Source organism: Niallia sp. FSL W8-0954 (assembly GCF_038005605.1).
GTDB classification, from domain to species: Bacteria; Bacillota; Bacilli; order Bacillales; family Cytobacillaceae; genus Niallia; species Niallia circulans_A.
Map to the genome: position 1 here is coordinate 1,176,203 of NZ_JBBOTN010000001.1, position 22,978 is coordinate 1,199,180.

Annotated in this window: 19 protein-coding genes; 7 read left to right on the forward strand and 12 right to left on the reverse strand. The window is 34.8% G+C overall.

The features are described from left to right. Nucleotides 1-1,140: 1,140 nt before the first annotated feature. From NX902_RS05815 to corA, 9 genes are all read right to left on the reverse strand, one after another. The gene (locus NX902_RS05815) at nucleotides 1,141-1,323 is read right to left on the reverse strand and encodes a hypothetical protein (RefSeq protein WP_047945004.1); all 183 of its coding nucleotides are present in this window, start codon (nucleotides 1,321-1,323) and stop codon (nucleotides 1,141-1,143) included. After that, entirely contained in the window at nucleotides 1,316-2,038 is a 723-nt protein-coding gene (locus NX902_RS05820; RefSeq protein WP_053215823.1) for an ATP-binding cassette domain-containing protein, read from the reverse strand. The genes NX902_RS05815 and NX902_RS05820 overlap by 8 nt, the downstream gene beginning before the upstream one ends. Nucleotides 2,039-2,049: 11 nt before the next feature. After that, nucleotides 2,050-3,750, reverse strand: a complete 1,701-nt coding sequence (locus tag NX902_RS05825) for a hypothetical protein (RefSeq protein WP_341160601.1) — start codon at nucleotides 3,748-3,750, stop codon at nucleotides 2,050-2,052. Between the two features lie 154 nt (nucleotides 3,751-3,904). Then, nucleotides 3,905-4,258 (reverse strand): PadR family transcriptional regulator, encoded by a 354-nt coding sequence (locus NX902_RS05830; RefSeq protein WP_047945006.1) that lies wholly within the window; start codon nucleotides 4,256-4,258, stop codon nucleotides 3,905-3,907. A 378-nt stretch (nucleotides 4,259-4,636) separates the two neighbouring features. Beyond that, entirely contained in the window at nucleotides 4,637-5,617 is a 981-nt protein-coding gene (locus NX902_RS05835; protein ID WP_144545347.1) for an ABC transporter permease subunit, read from the reverse strand. After that, nucleotides 5,610-6,524, reverse strand: coding sequence for an ABC transporter ATP-binding protein (locus tag NX902_RS05840; protein ID WP_082138465.1), 915 nt, complete (start codon nucleotides 6,522-6,524; stop codon nucleotides 5,610-5,612). The genes NX902_RS05835 and NX902_RS05840 overlap by 8 nt, the downstream gene beginning before the upstream one ends. After that, nucleotides 6,517-7,311, reverse strand: a complete 795-nt coding sequence (locus tag NX902_RS05845) for a GDSL-type esterase/lipase family protein (protein ID WP_047945008.1) — start codon at nucleotides 7,309-7,311, stop codon at nucleotides 6,517-6,519. The genes NX902_RS05840 and NX902_RS05845 overlap by 8 nt, the downstream gene beginning before the upstream one ends. A 194-nt stretch (nucleotides 7,312-7,505) precedes the next feature. Continuing rightward, nucleotides 7,506-8,351 (reverse strand): YitT family protein, encoded by an 846-nt coding sequence (locus NX902_RS05850; RefSeq protein ID WP_371000152.1) that lies wholly within the window; start codon nucleotides 8,349-8,351, stop codon nucleotides 7,506-7,508. 175 nt (nucleotides 8,352-8,526) lie between these two features. Beyond that, the gene (gene corA, locus NX902_RS05855; protein ID WP_163188163.1) at nucleotides 8,527-9,474 is read right to left on the reverse strand and encodes a magnesium/cobalt transporter CorA; all 948 of its coding nucleotides are present in this window, start codon (nucleotides 9,472-9,474) and stop codon (nucleotides 8,527-8,529) included. Between the two features lie 219 nt (nucleotides 9,475-9,693). Here corA and NX902_RS05860 point away from each other — a divergent pair, with 219 nt between their 5' ends. After that, on the forward strand, nucleotides 9,694-10,392 hold the full coding sequence (locus tag NX902_RS05860; RefSeq protein ID WP_047945011.1) for a response regulator transcription factor: 699 nt from the start codon (nucleotides 9,694-9,696) through the stop codon (nucleotides 10,390-10,392). A gap of 196 nt (nucleotides 10,393-10,588) precedes the next feature. On the opposite strand, the gene NX902_RS05865 is transcribed toward NX902_RS05860, so the two are convergent. The 3 genes from NX902_RS05865 to NX902_RS05875 all read right to left on the reverse strand — a co-directional run bounded on the left by NX902_RS05865 (nucleotide 10,589) and on the right by NX902_RS05875 (nucleotide 14,657). Further along, a complete protein-coding gene (locus NX902_RS05865) occupies nucleotides 10,589-11,965 on the reverse strand; it encodes a hemolysin family protein (protein WP_328283604.1) in 1,377 nt (458 codons plus the stop codon). Between the two features lie 505 nt (nucleotides 11,966-12,470). Continuing rightward, nucleotides 12,471-13,802, reverse strand: a complete 1,332-nt coding sequence (locus NX902_RS05870) for a hemolysin family protein (protein WP_249928588.1) — start codon at nucleotides 13,800-13,802, stop codon at nucleotides 12,471-12,473. A gap of 306 nt (nucleotides 13,803-14,108) precedes the next feature. Beyond that, a complete protein-coding gene (locus NX902_RS05875) occupies nucleotides 14,109-14,657 on the reverse strand; it encodes a GNAT family N-acetyltransferase (RefSeq protein ID WP_095330142.1) in 549 nt (182 codons plus the stop codon). Nucleotides 14,658-14,968: 311 nt separating this feature from the next. Here NX902_RS05875 and NX902_RS05880 point away from each other — a divergent pair, with 311 nt between their 5' ends. From NX902_RS05880 to NX902_RS05905, 6 genes are all read left to right on the forward strand, one after another. Next, on the forward strand, nucleotides 14,969-16,267 hold the full coding sequence (locus NX902_RS05880; protein ID WP_341160602.1) for a methyl-accepting chemotaxis protein: 1,299 nt from the start codon (nucleotides 14,969-14,971) through the stop codon (nucleotides 16,265-16,267). A gap of 238 nt (nucleotides 16,268-16,505) precedes the next feature. Further along, nucleotides 16,506-16,958, forward strand: a complete 453-nt coding sequence (locus NX902_RS05885; RefSeq protein WP_095330140.1) for a helix-turn-helix transcriptional regulator — start codon at nucleotides 16,506-16,508, stop codon at nucleotides 16,956-16,958. A 109-nt stretch (nucleotides 16,959-17,067) separates the two neighbouring features. Further along, nucleotides 17,068-17,370 carry a hypothetical protein gene (locus tag NX902_RS05890; protein ID WP_303981656.1) on the forward strand — a complete coding sequence of 101 codons (303 nt, stop codon included), beginning with the start codon at nucleotides 17,068-17,070 and terminating at the stop codon, nucleotides 17,368-17,370. Between the two features lie 10 nt (nucleotides 17,371-17,380). Next, a complete protein-coding gene (locus NX902_RS05895) occupies nucleotides 17,381-18,670 on the forward strand; it encodes an MFS transporter (protein WP_303981653.1) in 1,290 nt (429 codons plus the stop codon). A gap of 420 nt (nucleotides 18,671-19,090) precedes the next feature. Next, a complete protein-coding gene (locus NX902_RS05900) occupies nucleotides 19,091-20,851 on the forward strand; it encodes an ABC transporter ATP-binding protein (RefSeq protein WP_303981650.1) in 1,761 nt (586 codons plus the stop codon). After that, nucleotides 20,848-22,860, forward strand: a complete 2,013-nt coding sequence (locus NX902_RS05905) for an ABC transporter ATP-binding protein (RefSeq protein WP_341160603.1) — start codon at nucleotides 20,848-20,850, stop codon at nucleotides 22,858-22,860. Before NX902_RS05900 ends, NX902_RS05905 begins: the two co-directional genes overlap by 4 nt. Nucleotides 22,861-22,978: the final 118 nt, after the last annotated feature.

A 22,978-nucleotide genomic window follows, 5' to 3' on the forward strand; every position in this document is an offset into this window, starting at 1 on the left:
CATAATAATTCCATTTACATTTCCTAAATTCCTTTTGTCAACAAGCTGAAGGCTGCATTATTGCAGCCTTTTGCCATAATAGTTGATTTATCTTGTGGAACAAACGGGGCAGGTTAGTCAAACAAGCTGATAGTATAAAAGCAAAAACGGAACTTCTCCCAAAATGGGAAGTTCCGTTTTTAGTGTGCCAGGCATGTTCATCAACTAGACGGTGAAAGTCCGTTATGGGCGTTGGGATATGCGAACCATTAGCCGAAAGCAAGGGTGTCCATGTGACTTGGAATCTAAAGGAAGCTCTAGGCAAACCCTCGGTCTGAGGTACACGAATCACATTCGAGGTTTCTGTTCCAGGACGAGTTTGCTAAACAAAACGAAGTCCTAAATATCCCCAGATGGTGCAGGAATAAATGTGCAGATGGATGAGGGGAAAGTGTATGAACTTACCCTGGGAGATCTCTTAGATACCTTAATTTAAGAACTTGCTTAGCGATAAGTAACTGAACTAAGAGAAGTCAGCAGATGTCATAGTACCAATCCTCAGGATTGGGAAGGACGGAATGAAAGGAGCGACCACGTTAGAGCGATTTACGGGGAAACAAAGACACAGCCAACTTATGACTTTATGACAGGAAGAATGTTCGGAAAACAGGATTCATCCATAAAGTGTGGAGTTCACCTCGTGTAACCTTGAGAACATGGGAACAATATGAAATCACAACGGACAATTATTGAACAAATTATGGACGAGGAAAATCTGAACCAAGCTTTTAAGAAGGTTAATAGAAATAAATGAGCAGCAGGAGTCGATGCGAAAGATATTGAAGCTACTCGCCTTTACTTAATAGAAAAAGGAACAGACTTAATTAATCTCATAAAAGAAGGAAAATACAAGCCCCAACCAGTAAGAAGAGTAGAAATCCCAAAACCAAGTGGAGGAAAGAGGCTGAGGAATTGCGAAATAGAAGTTGTAATAGCTGGAAATGAATAGCTTAATACTAATATCTTAAGAATACAAAATAAATTTACAGCATTCCACTCGACCACTATTTGGAGTCCGTGGTGAGGGAAATGCTGGTATATGATTGATTTAATTGGAATTTAGGATAAATAGATAACTTAAAACTAATCTATTCTACTGGGCTATTTTCCCTTCTTATTCTTTAAATTTTTATATTCAACAGTTAAAAATGCCAACACTGCAATAAGAATACAAGTGATAATAGTAGCATCTTTAATATGTCCCATATACAATGAAAAAACTAGTGGAATAACAGCAAATATAGAAAATACTAACGCTCCTATAATGTACAGCTTCTTATTCATAATCTTCCTCCGTTAGTCTTAATGTGGATAAAAAATAATCTTCTAATGTAGAATATTTGTCGGTTACCGAGGTAATTGACATGTTTTCCTCTAGGATTTCACCATTTTTAATCAAGATAAGAGTGTCACAAAAATGCTGAGCCACTTCTAATTGATGTGTAGATAAAAGTACTGCATTTCCTCTATTAGCATAATCTCTTAGTATAGTCTTAATTATCTTCATATTTAATGGGTCAATACCTGATATAAATTCATCTAGCAATAATAAGGATGGTTTACTTAAAAGAGTAGTAAATAAGGCAATCTTTTTTTTGTTTCCTAAAGAAAAATTCTTTATTTTTTTTGGTAATTCATTATCCATATCATATAGAGCAAGGTCTTCATAAGGATTTTTCAGTTTGATTTCAAAAAGACTAATCATCATTTCTATATATTCAAAGCCTGTTAATTCTTCATATAATAAAGGGTAATCAGGTATAAACATAACTGGATGAGATGTCTTATGGAGTGAATCTTTATTTGCTAGAATTAGTATTTCTCCTGAATCTTGTTTTAAAAGACCTGCCCCTATTTTAAGTGTGGTCGTTTTTCCTGCCCCATTCGGTCCTAAAAATGCAACAATTTTATTCTTTGGTAATGAAAAACTAAGATTCTTTAATATCTCTTTTCCTTCAATTATTTTATTTACGTTTTTAACCTCTAAAATATTTTCCAATTTATCCCCTCCTATAAAGAAAAATCATCTAAACTCTTATAGTTTATTAATTTAGATTTTATAAGCGCAATAATAGATCCTAAAAGTATAAAAAATAAGGCTATAGTTCCAAAAACATTTACTATTAGATATTGAGAGATACTTATGTAATCTGACATTAACAACGCTGCTGGTAACATTAAACACGGAATAAATACACCAACTGTTAAGTACTTTATAGAGTTCCGTATAGTTTTTTGATCTGGATAATCTTCAAGTTGTTCAAGATTCAAAAAGTTATAATGCGGACATATAACTGATGGTAAAAATAAAACAGTGCTTAATAGCAAATAAAATAGCATATGATTGATAACGATAATGATCGCAATCTTGCTGGGAATTCGATTAATAATCATAAAAACAATGTCACACACAATAAATAACGGCAGTGTAGTGATTAAAAATAGTCGAATCTTGTATAGAAATATAGACCAAACATTATTTTTGGAGATCAGATGTAATATGATACGATTTCCAATACTATCTAAAGAGTACATTCCGTTTAAATTCGAGAACATTGTAGACACATAAAAATATACAAAAAAGTAGAAATAAAAGGATAAAATAAGATGATACATCTTATCTGCTGGCTCAAATATTTGGATGAAACTAGTGTATATCCCAACCTGAATCCAGAAAGAGAAAGGTCCAAAAATTATCGGAAATCTATTAAAAAAATAGTCTGTGCGTAAATCGCTTTTAATTAAAAATGTAATATATGGTTTTGTTTTTATCATTCCACTTAAAGAGATAATCCACTTTTCATAAAAAGAAAGTGAGTAATTTTTATTAGAAGGTTTAGAGTTATCAAAGGCTAAAAAAACTGATAGTCCGCCTGCAATAAGAATTAATAAACAAAAAATGAGTAAATCATGAAACTCTAGGTCTCCAATTGCGTAATTTGCTAAAATGCTATTTGGCAAAATGTGAAAAGAAATCACATATTCTAGCGGTCCAAATAACTGTCCTAGAGATGTGATGCCAAGTTGCATCCATTCATAATATTCTTCAATCTCTATATTATTTGATGTTAATGGAAAGTCTTTAATCCAAGGCATTAATGATTTGCTCAACTCTAATGCTGTAACTAATAGAAATGATCTTATAAGAATACTTGTAACAATTCGAAATAAAGAATTTACTCTCTTTTTTTGTAAGTTTATATATCGGTTATGAAAAATGGAGCTCATTATTCCAAGTAGCAGGAAACACAAAAATGCAATTAAAGATATGAGGATTATCTTTATTGGTTTTAGACTTAACAAATGCCCAATTGATAGCATAATCGGCACATAGGTTATTAGGAAATTTCGCGAATCCCATATTAAAGTTTCCAAATAAATATAAATATTTGATTTTTGCGCACTAATCTTTAGATTAATAATTAACCAATCTCTATCAATAGACTGCAGCTGCCATTTAGAAGACGCAATACCGGCAACAATAGCATGTATGAATATGATAAAGAATAGTATTGACCATAGCAGATGATAATCTTCCCTTAGGGTAAAGAGGAAGCGCATAGCTAGAGTTGAAATGATACTGGATGGTTGCTCATTTATAATTAATCGTTCATTTAGGATAGTTGATTTAAAAAGGAAGTAACTTCCTCCTAAAAGGGTAAAAAAGTTAATGAAACTCCATATAACAATCCAAATCCATTTATTGTTCACCTGTTTATTTTTAAAAAAGAGAATATGGTTTATTTGATTTTCCCATCTGATTTTTAATTTCCATTTGATCCAATTGAGTAACAATATTTTCCCGCCTTTTACTGTGCTCTAAAAAAATGATTGTTCATAATCAGCTCTTTAATAAGTTATTTCATTAATTTGTATCATTATGGATCACACTACTTTTTCTTTTTAATAATAAATTACTAAACGAAACTGCAACTACTCTCCACTCTTTTGCGATGCTTTCAAATTCATTTTTACCATTGTCTGTTAAATAATAGTACTTTCTGTTATGCCCTGATGCAGCTGTCATTGTCTCACTGCGAATAAATCCGCTTTTCTGTAATCTGAGTAGTACTGGATATATGGTTCCTTTACTTATCTTAGGCAATCCAGCTTTTAGTAACTTTTTTGATAATTCATATCCATAGACTGGCTGTTCTTCTATAATGCCCAATATGCAGCCATCTAGGATTCCTTTTAACAATTGAGTTCTAATGGACAAACTCTATAACCTCCTCTACTAAATTGCATTGCAAGTTAGTTATTCTAATGACAGCTACCTTGCATAGCAAAGTAGCTGTCATAATTATAGAATAATTTCTTTGTGCTTTCAACCAAAAAAAGAATTTTTTATGATTTAGATTAAATTTGTATGAATAAAAGAATAAATATGACAGGAAAATTGTTAAAACCAGGAAAAGAGTGTATATTACCTCACACTCTTTTTGTATTAAATATTCCGATTCCTCTTCTTCGACCGTGAAGTATTGGACTTAAACTAACGTGGGCGTTAGTCAAACAAGCTGAAAGTATATAAGCAAAAACGGAACGTCTCCCAAAATGGGAAGTTCCGTTTTTATGCGTATAACAACATTAAACTTTAGTAAACATCCCTTCTCGTAAAGACAAGGAAGGAGATAATAATCCCGGCAAGTCCCCAAATAGATAGTACCATTAGGGAAAATGGCAGGGACATGCCTTCTATTGGCGGTATATTCCCTTGGAGATAATCTGTTAGACGCAAGTTTACCATGAAAAAGTATTTGGCTGATTCCCATGAAGAAGCGATCGAACTAATGATAGTACCAGAAATCAAGAATGCGAGCATAGCGCCCATTCCTGCAGCTGTACTTTTAATAAGGACAGAGAACATAAAGGAAAGTGTCCCTACGACAACAGACACAAACCAGCCGAGTCCAAAAATCATGAGAATGTATTGCCATTGCGGGACTAAATGAACATTGGCAGTATTTAATTCACCAGCCTCCACGGTAAACCCAGTTAGCATTGGTGCGGTCCACCCTGTATATCCAAAGAATAATCCGGAAATGAGATAAGAAAATAGCCCGAACATAAGTAAGATAAAGGAAACCGAGAGAATAAGCGTAATATATTTGCTTAAAAGGATTTTCCAACGCCGTACCGGTCTTGTCAGCAACAGCTTAATGGTCCCTAAACTTTTTTCCGAAGAAACCATATCAGCTGAAATAATCATTACCATTAACGGTAGCAGCAGCTGGATGGAATTATCGAGAAACACGCGCAAAAAGGTGGGAGCACCTGGATCTTGCGGGTTGATGTTATGGTCGAGATAATACTGACTTTGGTCGATGCGAACTTTTAACTGGGAGCGGAATTCTTCGGAAATCCCGCTTGAACCGATTCTGTTTTGCATATCGACAATTGATTGCTGCAGGGTGACGCGCCAGTCTGTATCGCCAATTCTTTTTTTGACATTTTCCATTTCACGATGCTGTGCATAGGTAAACATCATGATCATTATTCCGATGATAATCGTCACAACCAATAAGCGTTTACTTTTCACGAGCTTTAGCATTTCATTATAGATGAGTTTATTCACCGACAGAATCACCTCCTGTTAGCTCTAAGAATAGATGCTCAAGCGAAGGGATTTGCCGATTCATTTCTTTTATAGCGACATTGGCTTCCATCAATGAACGACTCCACTTAGAAACTTCTTCTTCTATATAGGGGGTAATCACCCTTTCTTCCTGGACTGTGACAGATGGAGCAAGTTTATTCAAGATTTCTATTCCCTTTTCTAACGGGGTAAATCGCCAAATTAATTTTTCCTTTTGCGTCAGTAAAGTACGTACTGATTCAGTATGGATGATTTTACCGTCTAAAATAATGGATACACGATCACATAAGAGCTGAATCTCACTTAATAAATGGCTGGAGACTAATACACTTAGACCTTCTTCTTTTGCCAGAAAACGAATGAACTGCCTCATTTCTCTTATCCCAGAAGGGTCTAATCCATTGGTTGGTTCATCTAGTATCAAAACTTTCGGCCTGCTTAATAATGCCTGTCCAATTCCAAGACGCTGGCGCATTCCTAGGGAATAAGTTTTTACTTTGTCATGAATACGCTCCGTTAATCCTACTAACTCTACAACTTCTGTTATTCGCTTATCATCTGCATTTGTCAGCATTCGTGCGAAGTATTTTAAGTTTTCCCATCCGGTCAAATAAGGATAAAGCTCTGGATTTTCTACAATACAGCCTAAACGCTCCATTGCTTTGGAAAAATCCTTTTTGACATCATAGCCGCAAATGGATATTTGACCAGAGGTAGGTTTGATTAATCCAACAAGCATCCGGATGGTTGTTGTTTTCCCAGCACCATTTGGTCCGAGAAAACCGAATACTTCTCCGCTTTTTAATTCAAAGCTAATGCCTTTAATAATAGCCCGCTTTCCGATTTTTTTCGTTAAATGCGAAACTGATAACGTAATGTCACTCATTGTCATTTACCTCCCAGGAAATAAGGGATGCTACCCGTTCAGCCATAAGCTGATAGCCCTTTTTATTTGGATGGAAATGGTCAGAATATAAATATTGCTGAACATTCTGCTGGAAAATATCATAGGTTGGAACAAAAATAGTTTGCGGATAATTAGCACATATTTCAGCAGTCGCATTATTCCAAGTGCGGACTACTTGGGAAGTTAAAGCACTATTGTCTAAATCATTAAAAGGATTATATAAGCCCATTAAATAGATGGTGGCGTCTTTATTAATGGATCGAATTGATGAAAGTACCGCCTGCAATTGCTCGGAATAAGCTTTCATTAATTTACTTATAGAATCTTCATTGAGTTCAGATAAAGATTCTCCCCCTTGAAAAAGATCGTTCCCGCCAATGGTTATAAAGAGAAGGTCAGCATGAGTTATTTGTCTTTGTACTTCGTCTTCTTTTACTTGTTCGGCCAATTTATCAGTCGTTAATCCTTTGATCCCATAGTTGGTAATGGTGATTTCTTCCTCTGTTTTTTCTTCTAAGGCATCAGAAAGATAACCAACATAACCCTTACCCGTATCATCACCGGTTCCACGGGTAAGGGAATCACCTAGAGCTAAAAGACGTATGCCATCTTTCTCCATTTCTTTTATTTTCTCTTCACTAGCTATTTTAGCGCTGCTTTCAGGCTGATTGTTATAGTCGATTAATACCCAGCTTAAGCCAATTAGCCAAAGTAAACAAACAATGCTTGATCCGATTAAAATCGATAATGTTATGTTTTTCCGCAAATCATAACCTCCTATCAAATGAAATTTTTCACAAAAAAGACGAGAAATAAACCTAGGAATGGTTTTGATTTTCTATTTTCCTGACTAAGTATGGAGTTATTTGGAAGGTTCCAAAGTTCCCATCGAAGGAAGATTGCGTAGAAAGAGGGTGCCTAAAAAATGCTTAGCTTTTTAGGCAATAACAAAGAGTAATATTAATGAATATCTTTTTTCTTGAACCTGCCTCCGCGAACTTCCGAGATGTTGGCAACGGCAAGAAAGGCAGCAGGGTCCAACTCTTCGATAATTGTTTTAAGTTTTGCTTCTTCGAGACGGTTAATGACACAAAAAATTACTTTTTTCGTGTCACCAGTATAGGCACCTTCGCCCTTTAGATATGTAACGCCACGCCCAAGCCTTGCCAATATCGTTTCTCCGATGATTTCTGAATGATCGCTAATAATCCAGACCGATTTTGATTCATCTAGACCAGCTATAACAATATCAATGACTTTAAAAGCGATAAAATAGGCAATTAATGAATACATAGCCCGATTCCATGAGAAAACAAATCCAGCACTAATAAAGATGAAGACGTTAAAAAACATAATGATTTCGCCAACAGAAAAGGGGCTTTTTTTACTGAAAAGGAGAGCTAATACCTCTGTTCCATCAAGGGAGCCGCCGAAACGGAGGACAATTCCCACGCCAATGCCGAGGATAATACCGCCAAATACCGTTGCGAGAAGTAAATCCGATGTAAATACAGGTACATCATGTAATAATATCGTAGTAAGAGAAAGGACTGTGATGCCTAGCATAGTGGAAAGAGTAAAAGTCTTGCCAATTTGCTTGTAGCCGATGTAGAAGAAGGGAATATTGAGTAAAAAGATAAAATAGCCTAATTTCGCGCCAGATAAATGGGAGAGAATGATAGAAATTCCGACAATTCCTCCATCTAATATTTTATTAGGAACAAGAAATTCCTCGATTCCTATTCCCATTAAAATACTGCCGATAATAATGAAAAATATCCTCTTTGCTAAAACTCTTTTCGGCATAATCCTATGCTGTGGTTTTTCTAAGATAGCCTCTGTTTGAAAATTTGATGACTCCATCGTTAATCCCCCCAAATTCTATGTAATAATCCTGTATGGTGAAAATAGTGATAATTCTATTTTATCATAATAGTTTTGAAATATAGTTAATCAATGCTCTGCATTTAATAACATATTTTTATTTAAACCATCCTTTTCTTTTGAACAATATAAACATGCCCACTCCTATGCTCACCATAACAAATAATAGAAGGAAGTAGCCATATTTCCAGTGCAGCTCCGGCATATTTAAAAAATTCATTCCGTATAAGCCTGCTAAGAAACTTAGTGGCATAAAAATAGTTGTAATAACCGTAAGGATTTGCATAATTCGATTGGAATGATGAGAATTATAGGATAGATAACTATCCCTTATGTCTGTTGTTAATTCACGATTGGATTCAATTAGTTCACTGATTTTTAATAAATGGTCATAGATATCAGAATAATATTCTCTTTTCATTAAGAGAGCAGCCAGTTTTTCCGTATTAATCATTTGATGTAATAAATCTTTCATTGGGACGACTGTATGTCGCAAGGAAAGCAGCTGATGCCTAGTAGAAAATAATTCATCCAGCAATGCTTCCATCGTTTTATTAGTAGGATTTTCATCGATTTCTGCGAGAGAATCCTCAATTTGATAGACAATAGGAAAATAATTATCTACGAGGTGATCGAGTAGCTGATAAAGAACCGTGTATTGTGTCCATGCTGCAGTTTCCTCTTTTAGTAACATTTCTTTTACGGCATTGACTTCCACAGAGGCATGATGATGGAAAGTAACGATAAAGTTTTTGCCCAAAAAAATATTAAGCTCGTCCTTCTTCACTGTTTTAGGGTTTAAACAATGAGTGACAAAAAAGGTATAGGTTTCAAAATAATCAATTTTAGGCCTTTGTAAATTATGAAGACAATCTTCAATAGATAAGGGGTGAAAATTAAAAGGATGATGTAATTTTTCAATTTCCTCATCGATTGGCTGATCAAAGTCAACCCAAAACCATTCATAATCACCTGCAACTAGATCTTCAACGGAATGATCAGTGAGTAGCTGCTTCTTTTTATTTATAGCGAGAGAATGAATCATATCAATAACTCCTTTATAGGTGGTGTTATTAACTAGGATAGTTCATTTTGTTAGTTTACTACAATTAAAAACCTTTTTATGCAGAAATATCGGTTGAATCGTTTGGGGTTGGTCATTTCAAATATTTCTTCCTTTAAGCTAGCAGGAAATGAAACTTGCTCATCACATCTGCTATAATAAGTAGCAAAGAAGGAATGCTAGAAAATAGGAAGTGTTAGGATGAAAATACTTGTAATCGAAGATAATGAGAGTGTTTGCTCCATGCTAGAAATGTTTTTCTTAAAAGAAGGCTATGAAGGAAAATTTATTCACAATGGAAAAGAAGCATTAGACTTTTTCCTAGAAAATCAAGACTGGGATATTATCATTATTGATTGGATGCTGCCAGGAATGGAAGGCGTTACGATTTGCCGTAAGATTAGAGAAGTTAGTTCCGTTCCGATTATTATGCTTACCGCAAAAGACAGCGAATCAGATCAAGTGCTCGGCCTGGAGATGGGAGCAGATGATTATGTAACAAAACCATTTAGTCCGTTGACGTTGATGGCTAGAATTAAAGCGGTAACGAGAAGATATCAAAAAGAAACAATGAACCAGGGTGATGATAAGTTTCTTACAACAGAGCATTTTAAAATAAGTAAGGAAACAAGAGAAGTCATCTACAATAATAAAGTAATGACTAATCTAACACCGAAAGAATTTGATCTACTTTATTATTTAATCAGTAATCCAAAACAAGTTTTCACAAGGGAACAGCTATTAGATCGAGTGTGGGGCTATCAGTTCTATGGGGATGAGAGAACGGTAGATGTCCATATCAAACGGTTAAGAAATAAGATTGGCACAAAGGAACAACCTTTTATCCATACTATTTGGGGTGTAGGTTATAAGTTTGATGAGTCAATGGTGAATGACTAAAGAAGAAAATTTATTTCCACTCTGCTTAAATCTGTTAAGGCTATTTGAATGAACAGCTAGAAGGAGAACATAGCGTTAACGAGAACCTTATGGAAAGCGAAATGTTTTAGGCTGGGGAAGCTTCAAGATTAAAATAAATACAAACCCAAACATCTCTGTACATTGTTTGGGTTTGTTTAAGCTGGTATTAAATGTTTTAGGACACAATCTCAGCCTCAGACGAAGGAGAGGGGATAGATTGTTGCACTGAAATATGCTTTGTTTGCTGTGCCGGGAAATCGGATATTTTTTTTACTTCGACGTATTTGATATGATGGTCCTCCATTTCTAAAATTTTAAAGGCGTAAGATTCGAACATAACCGTATCCCCTTCTGACGCTTCGTAATTAGAAGTGAGAATCCAGCCGCCTAATGTATCGATGACTTCATCGTTTATATCTATTTGCAGTAAAGCATTTACTTCATTTATTAGCACCTTAGCATCCAAGATATAATGATTTTCCTTTATGGTGCGCACAGTAGGGACTTCTTCCTGATCAAATTCATCCCATATATCGCCGACAATTTCCTCAATAATATCTTCCACCGTAACTAATCCAGATGTTCCACCATACTCATCCATTAAGATGGCCATATGAATACGATCTTTTTGCATTTTTAACAATAGATCTTGAATAGGATAGGTTTCAATTACACGGATGACAGGCCTTATATATGGCTTTAATGTTTTAGTCGTTAGATTTCTTGATTTAAGCAATTCTGTCATGATTTCTTTTACATTAATCATGCCGATAATATGATCTTTATCCCCATCTGTGATTGGATATCGAGTAAATTGTTCTTTTTGGATAAGGTTAAGCAACTCCTCTAATGTACTTGATTGTTCAAGAGAAGCAATTTCTGTTCGTGGAACCATAATTTCTTTAGCTATTCGATCATCAAAATCAAAAATATTATTTACATATTTAAACTCCGATTGGTTGATTTCACCGTTTTTATAACTTTCAGAGACAATAATCCGAAGTTCTTCTTCTGTATGTGCTAACTCATGCTCCGAAACAGCCTTTAATCCAAACATTCTTATAATAATTCTAGAGGAGCCATTCAAGGTCCATATAAAGGGATAAAGCAGTTTATAAAATAGGATTAATGGTTTTGCTACCCATAAAGTAATTTGTTCTGCCTTATGAATCGCGAATGTTTTGGGAGCAAGTTCACCGACTACTACATGTAAAAAAGTAATGAAGGCGAATGCTAAAGAGAAGGATAAGACGGTAATTACTGTAGCAGGAACATGGATAATTTGTAGTAATGGTGCTAAAACGTGCTGGACTGTTTCTTCGCCAATCCAACCAATACCGAGCGCTGTAACAGTTATACCTAATTGGCAGGCAGATAAGTATTCATCGAGATTGCTAGTAACCTTTTTGGCGGAAAGGGCATTTTTACGGCCTTCCTCTATAAGCTGATTAATCCTTGAACTACGAACTCTAATAATAGCAAACTCTGATGCTACAAAAAAAGCAGTCAAAGCAATTAAAATGGCTATTATAACCAAGTTAAATATGTCCAAATAAATTTCCTTATCTCGTTTACCGAGTAAGGAGTCACCTCCTGATTAATTCAGATTGAAATGAGTGAAATTTCTATCGAGTACAATCTCGTAATAAAGTTCTTTAATTTCCGCAAATAATCACAATTTTTCCAGCTGCGAGAATGCACCAGTGATTATATTTTATCAAAAGATTTGGGTTCATAAAGTAGGTCCGATGCGGAAGCTAGTATAATAATCGTTTGCATGAAAGAATTAATATGAAGTTCTTTAATTAGATAAACAATCCCATTATACCACCTCGCAATTGTTTAATTTTACTAATTATTATACGGTAAGCCAAACTATCAAGTCAAACTTGATAACGATTACTTTTTAAATTTTCTGTCTATAATATAAATATATAAGAAAAGCGGAATTTCATGTTAATTGTCTATTTATTTCCTAAGGTATAAAAGAGGAGGGAATAAAAGTGGTACGATGAATCGCTCTGTCACATGAAACGACTCATCGTACGGCAAGAAGCTTATTTTTCTTCTGTTAAGTGAGCAGGTATTTTTTGAACATCAAAGGTGAAAATATGCTGTCGAATCATTTTATCAATCTTGAATAAGCAGCCATTATATTCGATTGTTTCCCCTTTTTTTAAATTCGGATTTTGATATAAAATCCATCCACCAAGTGTATGAATATCTTCTCGATCGATTGATAGTGATAATACCTTGTTTACCTCTGTTAAGGGAAGCTTGGAATCAAGAATATAGTGATGATCATTAATTTTTTGAATAAGAGGCGTTTCCTCTTCATCAAATTCATCTCTAATCTCACCAACAATTTCTTCTAAGATATCTTCTGCGGAAATTAGACCAGCTGTTCCACCAAACTCATCATGAAGAATAGCAATAGATGTTCTTTCCTTCTGCATCTTCAAGAAAACAGCTTGAATTGGAGTTGTTTCGATTATATGAATAATCGGCTGTGCATAGTCCAATAATGATTTATTTTCATAACCTTCATTTTTTAACCAGTCCGTTAGTAATTGTTTAATATGGATAAAGCCAATAATGCTATCTTTATCATCATTTTTGGTAAGTGGATACCTCGTATAGCGTTCTTTTTGAATGATATTTATTGCTTCATCAATGGATAACTGGTCTGATAAAGTAACCATTTCTGTTCTTGGAATCATAATTTCATTTGCTAGCCGGTTATCAAAAGCAAAAATACGATTAACATAGTTGTATTCAGATAAACTAATTTCCCCATTATTGTAACTTTCCTTTAGTACAATCTGCAGTTCTTCTTCTGACAAGGCGTCACTATTGGTTGTAGGATTGGTAATTCCCCATAACTTCGCCACTTGTCTTGATGATTTATTAAGAATCCATATAAAAGGATACATAATGTTATAAAACCAGATTAATGGTTTACTCACTAATAAAGAGACCTTCTCTGTAAGGATAATAGCAACAGACTTCGGAAAGAGCTCTCCAATCACTACATTAATATATGTAATAATAGAAAAAGATAAAACAAAGGCTAAACCTTGTGATAAAGCAGCTGGTACAGCCAACTCATTCATTAAAGGTTGAATCAATTTTAAAATAGTAGGTTGTCCCAACCAGCCTAATCCTAAAGAAGTAATAGTAATTCCTAATTGGCAAGCCGAAAGATAAGCATCAATATTCTCAATGATTTTTTTTACAGTACGCGCATTTTTATGTCCTTCTTCTACAAGCTGTTCAATCCTTGCAGGTCGCACGCGAACAATAGAGAATTCTGTTGCTACAAAAAAAGCTGAAAAAGCAGTTAGTATGACAATTAATAGTAGTTGCATTCCAATCATAATTTCGTTCATCACCATTCTTTTGTTGTCAAAGAAGTATTAGTTTACAATTTTTTATATCCTAAAGCTTCTATTTTCTTATATTATACCTTTTCTTTTATAAAATAAAATCTTGGAAGATAAAGAGAGGAAGAGGATTCAAGCGATTCTTTGTTAGTATTCCACTCTTAACGGGCAATAAAACGGCTTAAAATAGAAAATGTGTGTTAGTAAAACTTGCCCGTAAAGATAGTTAAGTGCAATAAACTTCCAGTAAGAGGAGAAATACGTCCTGCAGATAAAAATTTCTTTATCCACATGTATATGTGGAATAGAAATCTAATATTTGGCTGCCCATTCTCTGGCTAGCATGCTATAGGAATAAAGATCATGGAAATGGTCATAAAGAAATTCGCCATCTCTGATTATTCCTTCTTTTTTAAAGGAAAGCTTCTCAGGAATTGCTTGGCTTTTGCCATTTTTTACCCCGCATTGTATTTCGATTCTGTTTAGCTTTAAATAATAAAACGCATAATTTAAGATAGCAACAACACATTTTGTCATAATGCCATGCCCTTGTGCATCTTCAGCTAAAAAATAGCCGATGCTAGCTTTGCGACTTGCCCAATCAATTTGTTGTAATGTGACCATACCTACTAATTTACCATTAAAAAAAATACCTGCATTTAGTTCTGTTTGCTCTGTGAAAAGTTGATGCCAAATGGGAATGATGGTTTGATATTGATAAGGAGAAGTTATTTGATCCACCCATGGAAGCCATTTTCTTAAATAATTTCTATTTTTATTCACTAATTGAAATAGTTCATGAGAGTCCGTCCGCTCTAATAAACGTAATCTAATCTGTTGATCTACAAATATATTAAACAACATTGGTCATCCTTTCTAATTTTCTAAGAAGGGGATATCGTTGTATTTTATGCGTAGAAAAGAATTTGGCTCGCAAACTTTCCGATTCTTACATGAATCCACTAAAAATTAGGCATTTTACTAATTTTATTTCTGTAAAAATATTTATAAAAAAATTACAAATAAAGGCTTAAAAATGGGTAAAAATTACCGATATTAAAGACATAGAGAAAAAACTAAGTTATTATATGTGAAAGCGTTTTAAGAATATCTAAAAGTGTTGCTAAGGAAATGGCCCCTTATTATGGACGGCGGAAGAGAGGATGTTTCAAATGAAAAAGAAAGATAGTTTTAAAGTAAAATCGCTTATTGGATTTAATATGCTTATCCTTATTACTACATGTATTAGTGCTTTTAGCGGATTTTTTATTGCCAAAAACGAAAACTTGCAAGGCTTGTTTTCCTTCACTTATAGTGATTATTTAATCATAGTAGCTGCAGTAATTATTCTTACTATATTAAGCGCACTTGTTTTTAATGTGTTAATGATGGGGAAATTAAAAGCCTTATCCCGTCTTAATGACAAGGTACATAGGTTGGCACATGGTGATTTATCTGTTGAATTCAAAGATACTTCGAAAGATGAAATTGGCCAACTGAATCGTTCTATTAGCGAATTGCAAGAAAAGTTTGCCTTTCTTGTTTCAAGCTTGAAAAATGTAAATGAAACAGGAATAAGTCAAGCAAGTGATGTATCTGTAATTGCTGAAGAAACATTGGCAAGTGCCGAAGAAATTGGTCGAGCAATGGCTGAAATTGCTGAGGGCGCTGTTAGCCAGGCTTCCGAATTAGAAGAAGTGAAAAGAGAAATAGATAGCTTAACCAATTCCATCGACAATATGGAAGGGAAAAATCAAATCATTAAGAAAGCAACTGAAAATGCTCAAGAAGCATCACATAATGGACAAAAGACCATTAATACTTTAAAAATTTGTAATGAAAATGCTAGCAAATCAACGAATGAGGTAAGTATTGGAATTAGTGGATTATATCAAAAGGTTTTAGATATCTCTAAAATTACTTCAACTATTAATAGAATAGCAGAACAAACAAACTTGCTTGCTTTAAATGCTAGTATTGAAGCTGCTAGAGCAGGTGAGCATGGAAAAGGTTTCTCGGTTGTTGCCAATGAAGTGCGTAATTTAGCTGAAGAGACCAATTCGGCTACTAAACAAATTCAAGATATGATTCAAAATATCGAGAAAGAAATGGAAAGCACGGTTATGTCCATTTATGAAACAACCAATCAAACCGCTGAATTAGATGTTGCCGTAAAGGATACGGAAAAAGAATTTACAGCGATTGCTAGAGCTGTAATTAATAGTATTGAAGCAGTGAAAGAAATGACAGTAGAGTTAAACCGAGTTGTAGAGCAAAATAATCATATTTCTAGCTCTATTGCAAAAGTATCAGAAGTATCAGAGTCAGTTGCGGCAGCAGTGGAACAAATTGCTTCTAGTACAGATGAACAAACTTCTGCTATTGGAAATGTCGCAAAAACAGCAGAAATAATGAAGAGCAGTAACGAGAAATTAAAGGATTCACTGACGAAATATAATCTAGCAAAATAATAAATAGGAAAGCCTTGTTTTCTATGGAGAACATAGGCTTTTTTTATGGTTATTTATCCTTTTTATTTACTAGTTCCTTTTTTAGGAAGTAAAGCAAATATTTAGTCAAATAAAATAGGGGAATAAAAATTAATTTTAAATAACAAATAGTTTTAAATTGAAATTTGTATAAAGGAAGCTTATAATATAATAGATATGGTGTAAAATTACACATAACTAATAAGGGAATGAAGAAACTTTGACTAGAGAAGAAATTATTGAGAGTGTATCAGAAAAGATGAGATTAATACGCACAGAAGCGGGATATACCCAAGATAAAATGGCAGAGGTCATTGGCTTATCAAAAAAGACGTTAGTGCAAATTGAGAAAGGTAGGCTATATGCTGGCTGGTCGACTGTAGTAGCAGTTTGCGCACTCTTTAGAGAAACTGAAACAGTTCGCTTCTTATTTGGTAATGAACCTTTAGAGGTGTTGGAGACCGTTGCTCGTGATGGAATGGATTACCGAAAAGAGAAAACATTGGGCGGAAAAGTATGGTGGAGAGAAGTAGAAAAAAAGAACGGGTTTATTCTGCAGCAGAATATCATTAGTCAGCATTTTCGTATTATTGATGAAGATCATTTCCGGATTTTTTCTAGCTTTGATGAAAAAGAATCAAAAGATCGTTTTAAGGAACTTTTAGGGGAATAAGCACAGTGAAATGAGATATAGGCTGTTTTTAAATTAATCTTGAATACCTTACCAATTCAAGGCTAATTTAGGGACAGCCTATTTGTTGTGGAGAAAAAGGGATATCTCCGTGCCAGTTTTGTTTGCGAAGGGGTACAGAAGCATTCTCTATGCCCGAAAGAAAGAGAAGCAAAGAAAAAAAGGGAAAAGAGGACCGGTCTCTGTACCGAAAGAAAGCAGAACAAAGAAAAATGGGAACAGAGAAGCACAGCCTCCCGCCTTGCAGATAAAGTTCCTTACACAAGTGAAAAGGAGGGGCATCAGCCTTTATAATGGAATTTATTTCCGCCTGCAGACCGACGAAGAAACCATCGGATGTATGTTCTTAATTCAATGGAAGAAAGCTAAAATGAACTCATCAACTAAAGGATGAGGGATAATAGATGAAGAAATTTGCAGAAATATTCAAAAATGTGAGCTTTACTAGACTTTTTATTGCCAATGTCACTTCTCAGATGGGCAGTGTAATTGGTTTAACGGCTTTTATGTTTTATATTCTCGATCGGTTTTCTGAGCAGCCTGCTTATGCAACAGTGACTGAATTAATGTTTTCTTTGCCAACTTTAGCTGTGTTTTTTTTAGTCGGAGTTGTAGCAGACCGAATGGACCGCCAAAAGATTGCCTATTATTGTGAGATAATCGCAGCTGCATTGTCACTATGTGTGCTAGGAGCTGTTCTTATTGGCTGGATGCCACTTATTTTTATAATGTTGTTTTTAAGAAGTGCCGTTCAAAAATTCTTTTTTCCAGCGGAACAAGGTATTCTTCAAGGTGTATTAAAAAAAGATGATTTTACAACAGCTGCAGGGTTAAATCAATTAGTGAATAGTATCTTCATGTTATTTGGTAATGCGATTGGAATATTTGTCTATTGGACACTAGGCATATATGGTGCAATCTTAGTGGATGTAGCAACCTTAACGATTAGTGGATTGCTTATTAAATCAATGAAGCTGGATGAAACTGTTCGAAAACCTAATGGCAGTCATACTTTAAAGGAATTAAATATTCGCTTTATATGGAGTGACTTTATGATTGGCTTAAAATATATTTTGACTAATAAGTTATTGATGGCATTAATATATGGATTTATTGCCTTTGGAGTGGTCAATGGTGGATTTAGCGTCATGCAGGTCTTTATTTTGAAATATAAACTAGCACCTGATAATTACGAACAAGTATCGATTTATTTTGGAATTGTCTTTGGAGCAGGGGTTATGATTGGAAGTTTCCTTTCCTCTCTTCTTGCACAGAAGGTTAAATTGTATAAGTTGATTATCATGGGCGCATTTTATATTGCCATAATGACTATTTTGGCATCTTATTCACCGAATATCTTAGTCTTCTTAACCATCTGTTTCTTCTTAGCACTGGGGCTTCCGCTGATTAATATTGCAATAGGAGGCTGGATGCCGACGATTATTGAGCCGAAGATGATGGGAAGAGTTCAAGGGTGGATAACCCCGTTAATGATGCTGTCACAGTCTATTACATTAGGACTTATCTCTATTGGTTATCCTCAATGGTTTTCTATTGAAATAATATACTGGTTTGTCGGTGCTTGCTTCCTTGTAGTCGGTTTTTATTACAGCCTAGTATTACCTAAATTGGCAAAAGAAAAGGAGGAAAAAGACGCAATAGCTGGAAAAGAAGAAGTTCAATTAAATTATTAAAAATCTTTAATTTTCGGAATAATGGCAATTGACATTATAAAACCTACATGTTAATCTCAATTATATTGGAAAATAAATGTAGAGAAAGGAGGAGTTACCGATGAGAAGACTAAATAGACATGATGTATTTATAACTTCATATGTCGGTAACCTTCTGCTTTCTTTTCGATCATTTTAATGCGGATGTAGATGGTTGCCACTATAGGTAGCCTGTGTAGTTTTCTGTCAAAAAAGAGATAGATCGCATGGTTGCGGTCTGTCTCTTTTTTTGTGGAAAAATGCTTAATTAGGTGATGGACATTTGTTTTCAAAAAATAAAGGAGGAGAAGGTAATGATTGTTATGATCAAAGAAGCAAGAAAGGCATTAAAGGACTTAGAAAGTGGCTAGTTGCAGATGAAGAGAGACAGGGGATGAGTGAATGTTTTCGATATTTTTTAAATTAAAATGGTTTTTTAAAGAACATTGGAAGAGTTATACAATAGCTATTATTCTTTTAATTTTTGTAGGGTTTATAGAAGTGTTACCGCCAAGAATTCTCGGGATGTTTATTGATGAACTAACGATTGGATCATTAACGAGCAATAAGACATTGGTCTATATACTTGGGGTAGCAGGGATCACCATAAGTACGTATATTATCACTTATTTTTGGATGTATAAGCTATTTGGTGGAGCCAATATTTTAGAATTGAAGTTAAGAAGTAAATTTATGAATCATCTATTTAAGATGACGCCAACTTTTTTTGAAAAAAATAAAACAGGCGATCTAATGGCCAGAGCGACCAATGATTTAAAGGCTGTTTCCGTTACAGCAGGATTTGGAATTTTGACATTGGTTGATTCTACGATTTTTATGCTGACGATTTTAATTACAATGGTGATTACCGTAAGCTGGAAATTAACATTGGCAGCAATTCTTCCACTGCCTATTATGGCCATTATCATGCAAATATATGGGGAAAGAATCCATAAACGCTTTATGGAAGCCCAGGACGCATTCGGTGATATGAATGATAGTGTTCTTCAGTCTATTTCAGGAGTTCGAGTAATCCGCGCTTATGTATTGGAAAAAGAAGAACAAAAACAATTTCATCATTTTACAGAAGATGTCTATAAGAAGAATTTACATGTGGCTAAAATAGATTCTTTATTTGATCCAACTGTGCGAATTCTTGTTGGTTTAAGCTATCTAATTGGACTCGGGTATGGTGCTTACTTAGTGTTTCAACAGCAGTTGACAATTGGGCAGCTTGTTACCTTCAATGTATATTTAGGAATGATTGTTTGGCCAATGTTTGCTGTTGGTGAATTAATGAATATTATGCAGCGAGGCAATGCTTCTTTAGATCGGGTCCAGGAAACATTAAGTTACAAGGCAGATGTAAGGAATCCGGAGAATGGAAAGAAAGAAGAAGTTCCTGAAATTATTCAATTCCAAGATGTGCAATTTCAATATCCATCGTCTAAACAAGAGAATCTCCGTGACATCTATTTAACCATAAGAAGAGGAGAAACAGTTGGGATTGTTGGGAAAACAGGTAGTGGAAAGACGACAATGATTAAACAGCTGCTTCGCGAATATCCGAAAGGAGAAGGGAAGCTGGTGATTAATGGGAATAGCATTGATTCCATTGATTTGCATACATTAAGAGGATGGATTGGTTATGTTCCCCAAGATCATGTCCTTTTTTCAAAAACAGTGAGAGAAAATATCTTATTTGGAAAAGAAGGTGCTGTGGAAGGAGAATTAGAAGAAGCAATTCGTCTTGCCTCTTTTGATCAGGATATCGAAATGCTTCCAGAGGGGTTAGAAACACTTGTAGGGGAAAAAGGAGTAGCTTTGTCAGGGGGACAAAAGCAACGGATATCGATTGCGAGAGCACTTATCCGTAAACCGGAAATTCTCATCTTAGATGATTCTTTATCAGCGGTAGATGCAAAAACAGAACAAAAAATTATCACGAATATAAAGAAAGAACGACAAGCAAAAACAACGATTATTTCGACTCATCGAATGACTGCTGTTCAGCATGCCGATCATATCATTGTGATGGAAGATGGCCATATTGCAGAACATGGAACACATGAGGAGTTAATGAAACAAAATGGCTGGTATAAGGAACAATATATAACGCAACAGACAAAAGTGGATGCAGATGAAGTGGAGGTGAAAGCATGACTACTGGTAAACGATTATTTCAATATGCATTAAAATTCAAAGGGATTATTATTGCTGCGTTAATCATGCTGACAATTGCTGTTATCGCCGATCTGGCTGGTCCATTTGTTGCAAAAAAGGTAATTGATGATCATATAACAGGGATTGAATCACAATGGTATCAAACAGAACCAACAAAAGAGGCAGTAAAATATAAGGGGAATTTCTACAAAAAAGCAGAATATCTTGATTCCGATAAAGAAAAGCTTGCAGAAGTAAGAATCCTCCAAGTGGGAAGACAATTTCTTTTTGTGGAAGGGAAGATTTCATTTGATGGAAGTCGCGAGTTTCATGACGGAACATTGACTATAAGGAAAGGGACAGATGCAAAAACATATCCTGCCACGCTGTTATCAAATGCGGAAGTATTTGATTTCTATAAACCCGAAATTACACCTATTTTAAAGCTGTTATCTTTTTATTTTGGATTAGTCATTATTTCTGCCATTTTCCAATATGGCCAGCACTATTTATTACAAAAATCAGCCAACCGAATTATTCAGAAAATGCGCGAGGATGTATTTGCCCAAATTCAGCGGCTGCCTATCAAATATTTCGATAATCTTCCTGCAGGTAAAGTAGTTGCTAGAGTAACAAACGATACAGAAGCAATTAGGGAACTATATGTAACAGTCCTATCTAACTTCTTCTCTAGTGGAATTAATATTATTGGAATTTATATTGCATTATTTATCTTAAATCCTCCGCTTGCGGCAATATGTTTAATTTTACTGCCGATTTTATATATATGGATGATCGGATATCGCAAATTTGCTTCCCGGTACAATCATGTTATTCGAGCGAAAATTAGTGATATTAATGGAATGGTTAATGAATCTATTCAAGGGATGCATATCATTCAGGCATTTAGCAAAGAAAAACAAACGAGAAAAGAATTTGAGAATTTAAATAACGAGCATTTTCGCTATCAAAATAAGATGCTGCGGTTAAACAGTCTTACTTCCCATAACTTAGTGAACGTGTTACGAAACATCGTATTTGTTGTATTCATCTGGTATGTTGCTGGTCAGTCTTTATCAGTAACAGCTGCACTTTCTCTCGGAATGCTCTATGCCTTTGTTGATTATATAAACCGACTATTCCAGCCAGTACAAGGAATTGTCAATCAATTGGCCAATTTAGAACAAGCACTTGTTGCAGGGGAACGAGTATTTGAATTATTGGATGAAGATGGAATAGATGTGGAAGATGTTACGTTAGAAAGATATAAAGGAAATGTCACCTTTGATCAAGTTAACTTTGCCTATAAAGATAACGACTATGTGTTAAAAAATATTTCTTTTGAAGCAAAGCAAGGTGAAACAGTCGCTTTAGTTGGTCATACGGGATCAGGAAAAAGCTCGATTATGAACCTTTTATTCCGTTTTTATGATATTCAATCAGGAAAGATTAAGATAGATGGAAAAGATATTATGTCTTTTTCAAAGCAAGATCTTCGTAAATATATGGGAATTGTTCTCCAAGATCCTTTTCTATTTACAGGAACCATCGCGTCCAATGTCACCTTAAATGATCCTTCTATTTCACGAGAAACTGTGGAGAAAGCATTGAAGGATGTTGGCGCAGATAGAGTATTAAAGCATTTAGAAAAGGGATATGATGAGCCAGTGATAGAAAAGGGAAGTACTTTATCTAGCGGACAAAGACAGCTGATTTCCTTTGCAAGAGCTCTGGCCTTTGATCCAGCAATCCTAATTCTAGACGAAGCAACAAGCAGTATTGATACAGAAACAGAACAAATAATTCAACATGCAATGGAAGTCCTAAAAGAAGGCAGAACGACTTTTATTATAGCCCATCGTTTATCAACGATTCGCAATGCGGATCAAATACTTGTCCTTGATCATGGAGAGATAGTAGAAAAAGGCAACCATGATGAATTAATGGCAAGAAAGGGCAAATATTATCAGATGTATCAGTTGCAGCAAGGGGAAAGTTTAGTAAGCTAGGGAAAGTTTATCTTTATGGAGAAATAGGAACACCCGAGATTTGCCGAATTAGTTTTATATGGCAAGCCTCAGGTGTTTTTTTGCAGTCTACCTTAACTTAGTCTATTATTTTCCAAAT

Excerpts from the sequence above, each read along its gene's own strand:
- NX902_RS05850 (WP_371000152.1), bottom strand. The coding sequence starts at position 8,351 with ATGCCGAAAAGAGTTTTAGCAAAGAGGATATTTTTCATTATTATCGGC.
- NX902_RS05900 (WP_303981650.1), top strand. The coding sequence starts at position 19,091 with ATGTTTTCGATATTTTTTAAATTAAAATGGTTTTTTAAAGAACATTGG.
- NX902_RS05880 (WP_341160602.1), top strand. The coding sequence starts at position 14,969 with ATGAAAAAGAAAGATAGTTTTAAAGTAAAATCGCTTATTGGATTTAAT.
- NX902_RS05905 (WP_341160603.1), top strand. The coding sequence starts at position 20,848 with ATGACTACTGGTAAACGATTATTTCAATATGCATTAAAATTCAAAGGG.
- NX902_RS05815 (WP_047945004.1), bottom strand. The coding sequence starts at position 1,323 with ATGAATAAGAAGCTGTACATTATAGGAGCGTTAGTATTTTCTATATTT.
- NX902_RS05870 (WP_249928588.1), bottom strand. The coding sequence starts at position 13,802 with ATGAACGAAATTATGATTGGAATGCAACTACTATTAATTGTCATACTA.
- NX902_RS05840 (WP_082138465.1), bottom strand. The coding sequence starts at position 6,524 with ATGAGTGACATTACGTTATCAGTTTCGCATTTAACGAAAAAAATCGGA.
- corA (WP_163188163.1), bottom strand. The coding sequence starts at position 9,474 with ATGATTCATTCTCTCGCTATAAATAAAAAGAAGCAGCTACTCACTGAT.
- NX902_RS05895 (WP_303981653.1), top strand. The coding sequence starts at position 17,381 with ATGAAGAAATTTGCAGAAATATTCAAAAATGTGAGCTTTACTAGACTT.
- NX902_RS05860 (WP_047945011.1), top strand. The coding sequence starts at position 9,694 with ATGAAAATACTTGTAATCGAAGATAATGAGAGTGTTTGCTCCATGCTA.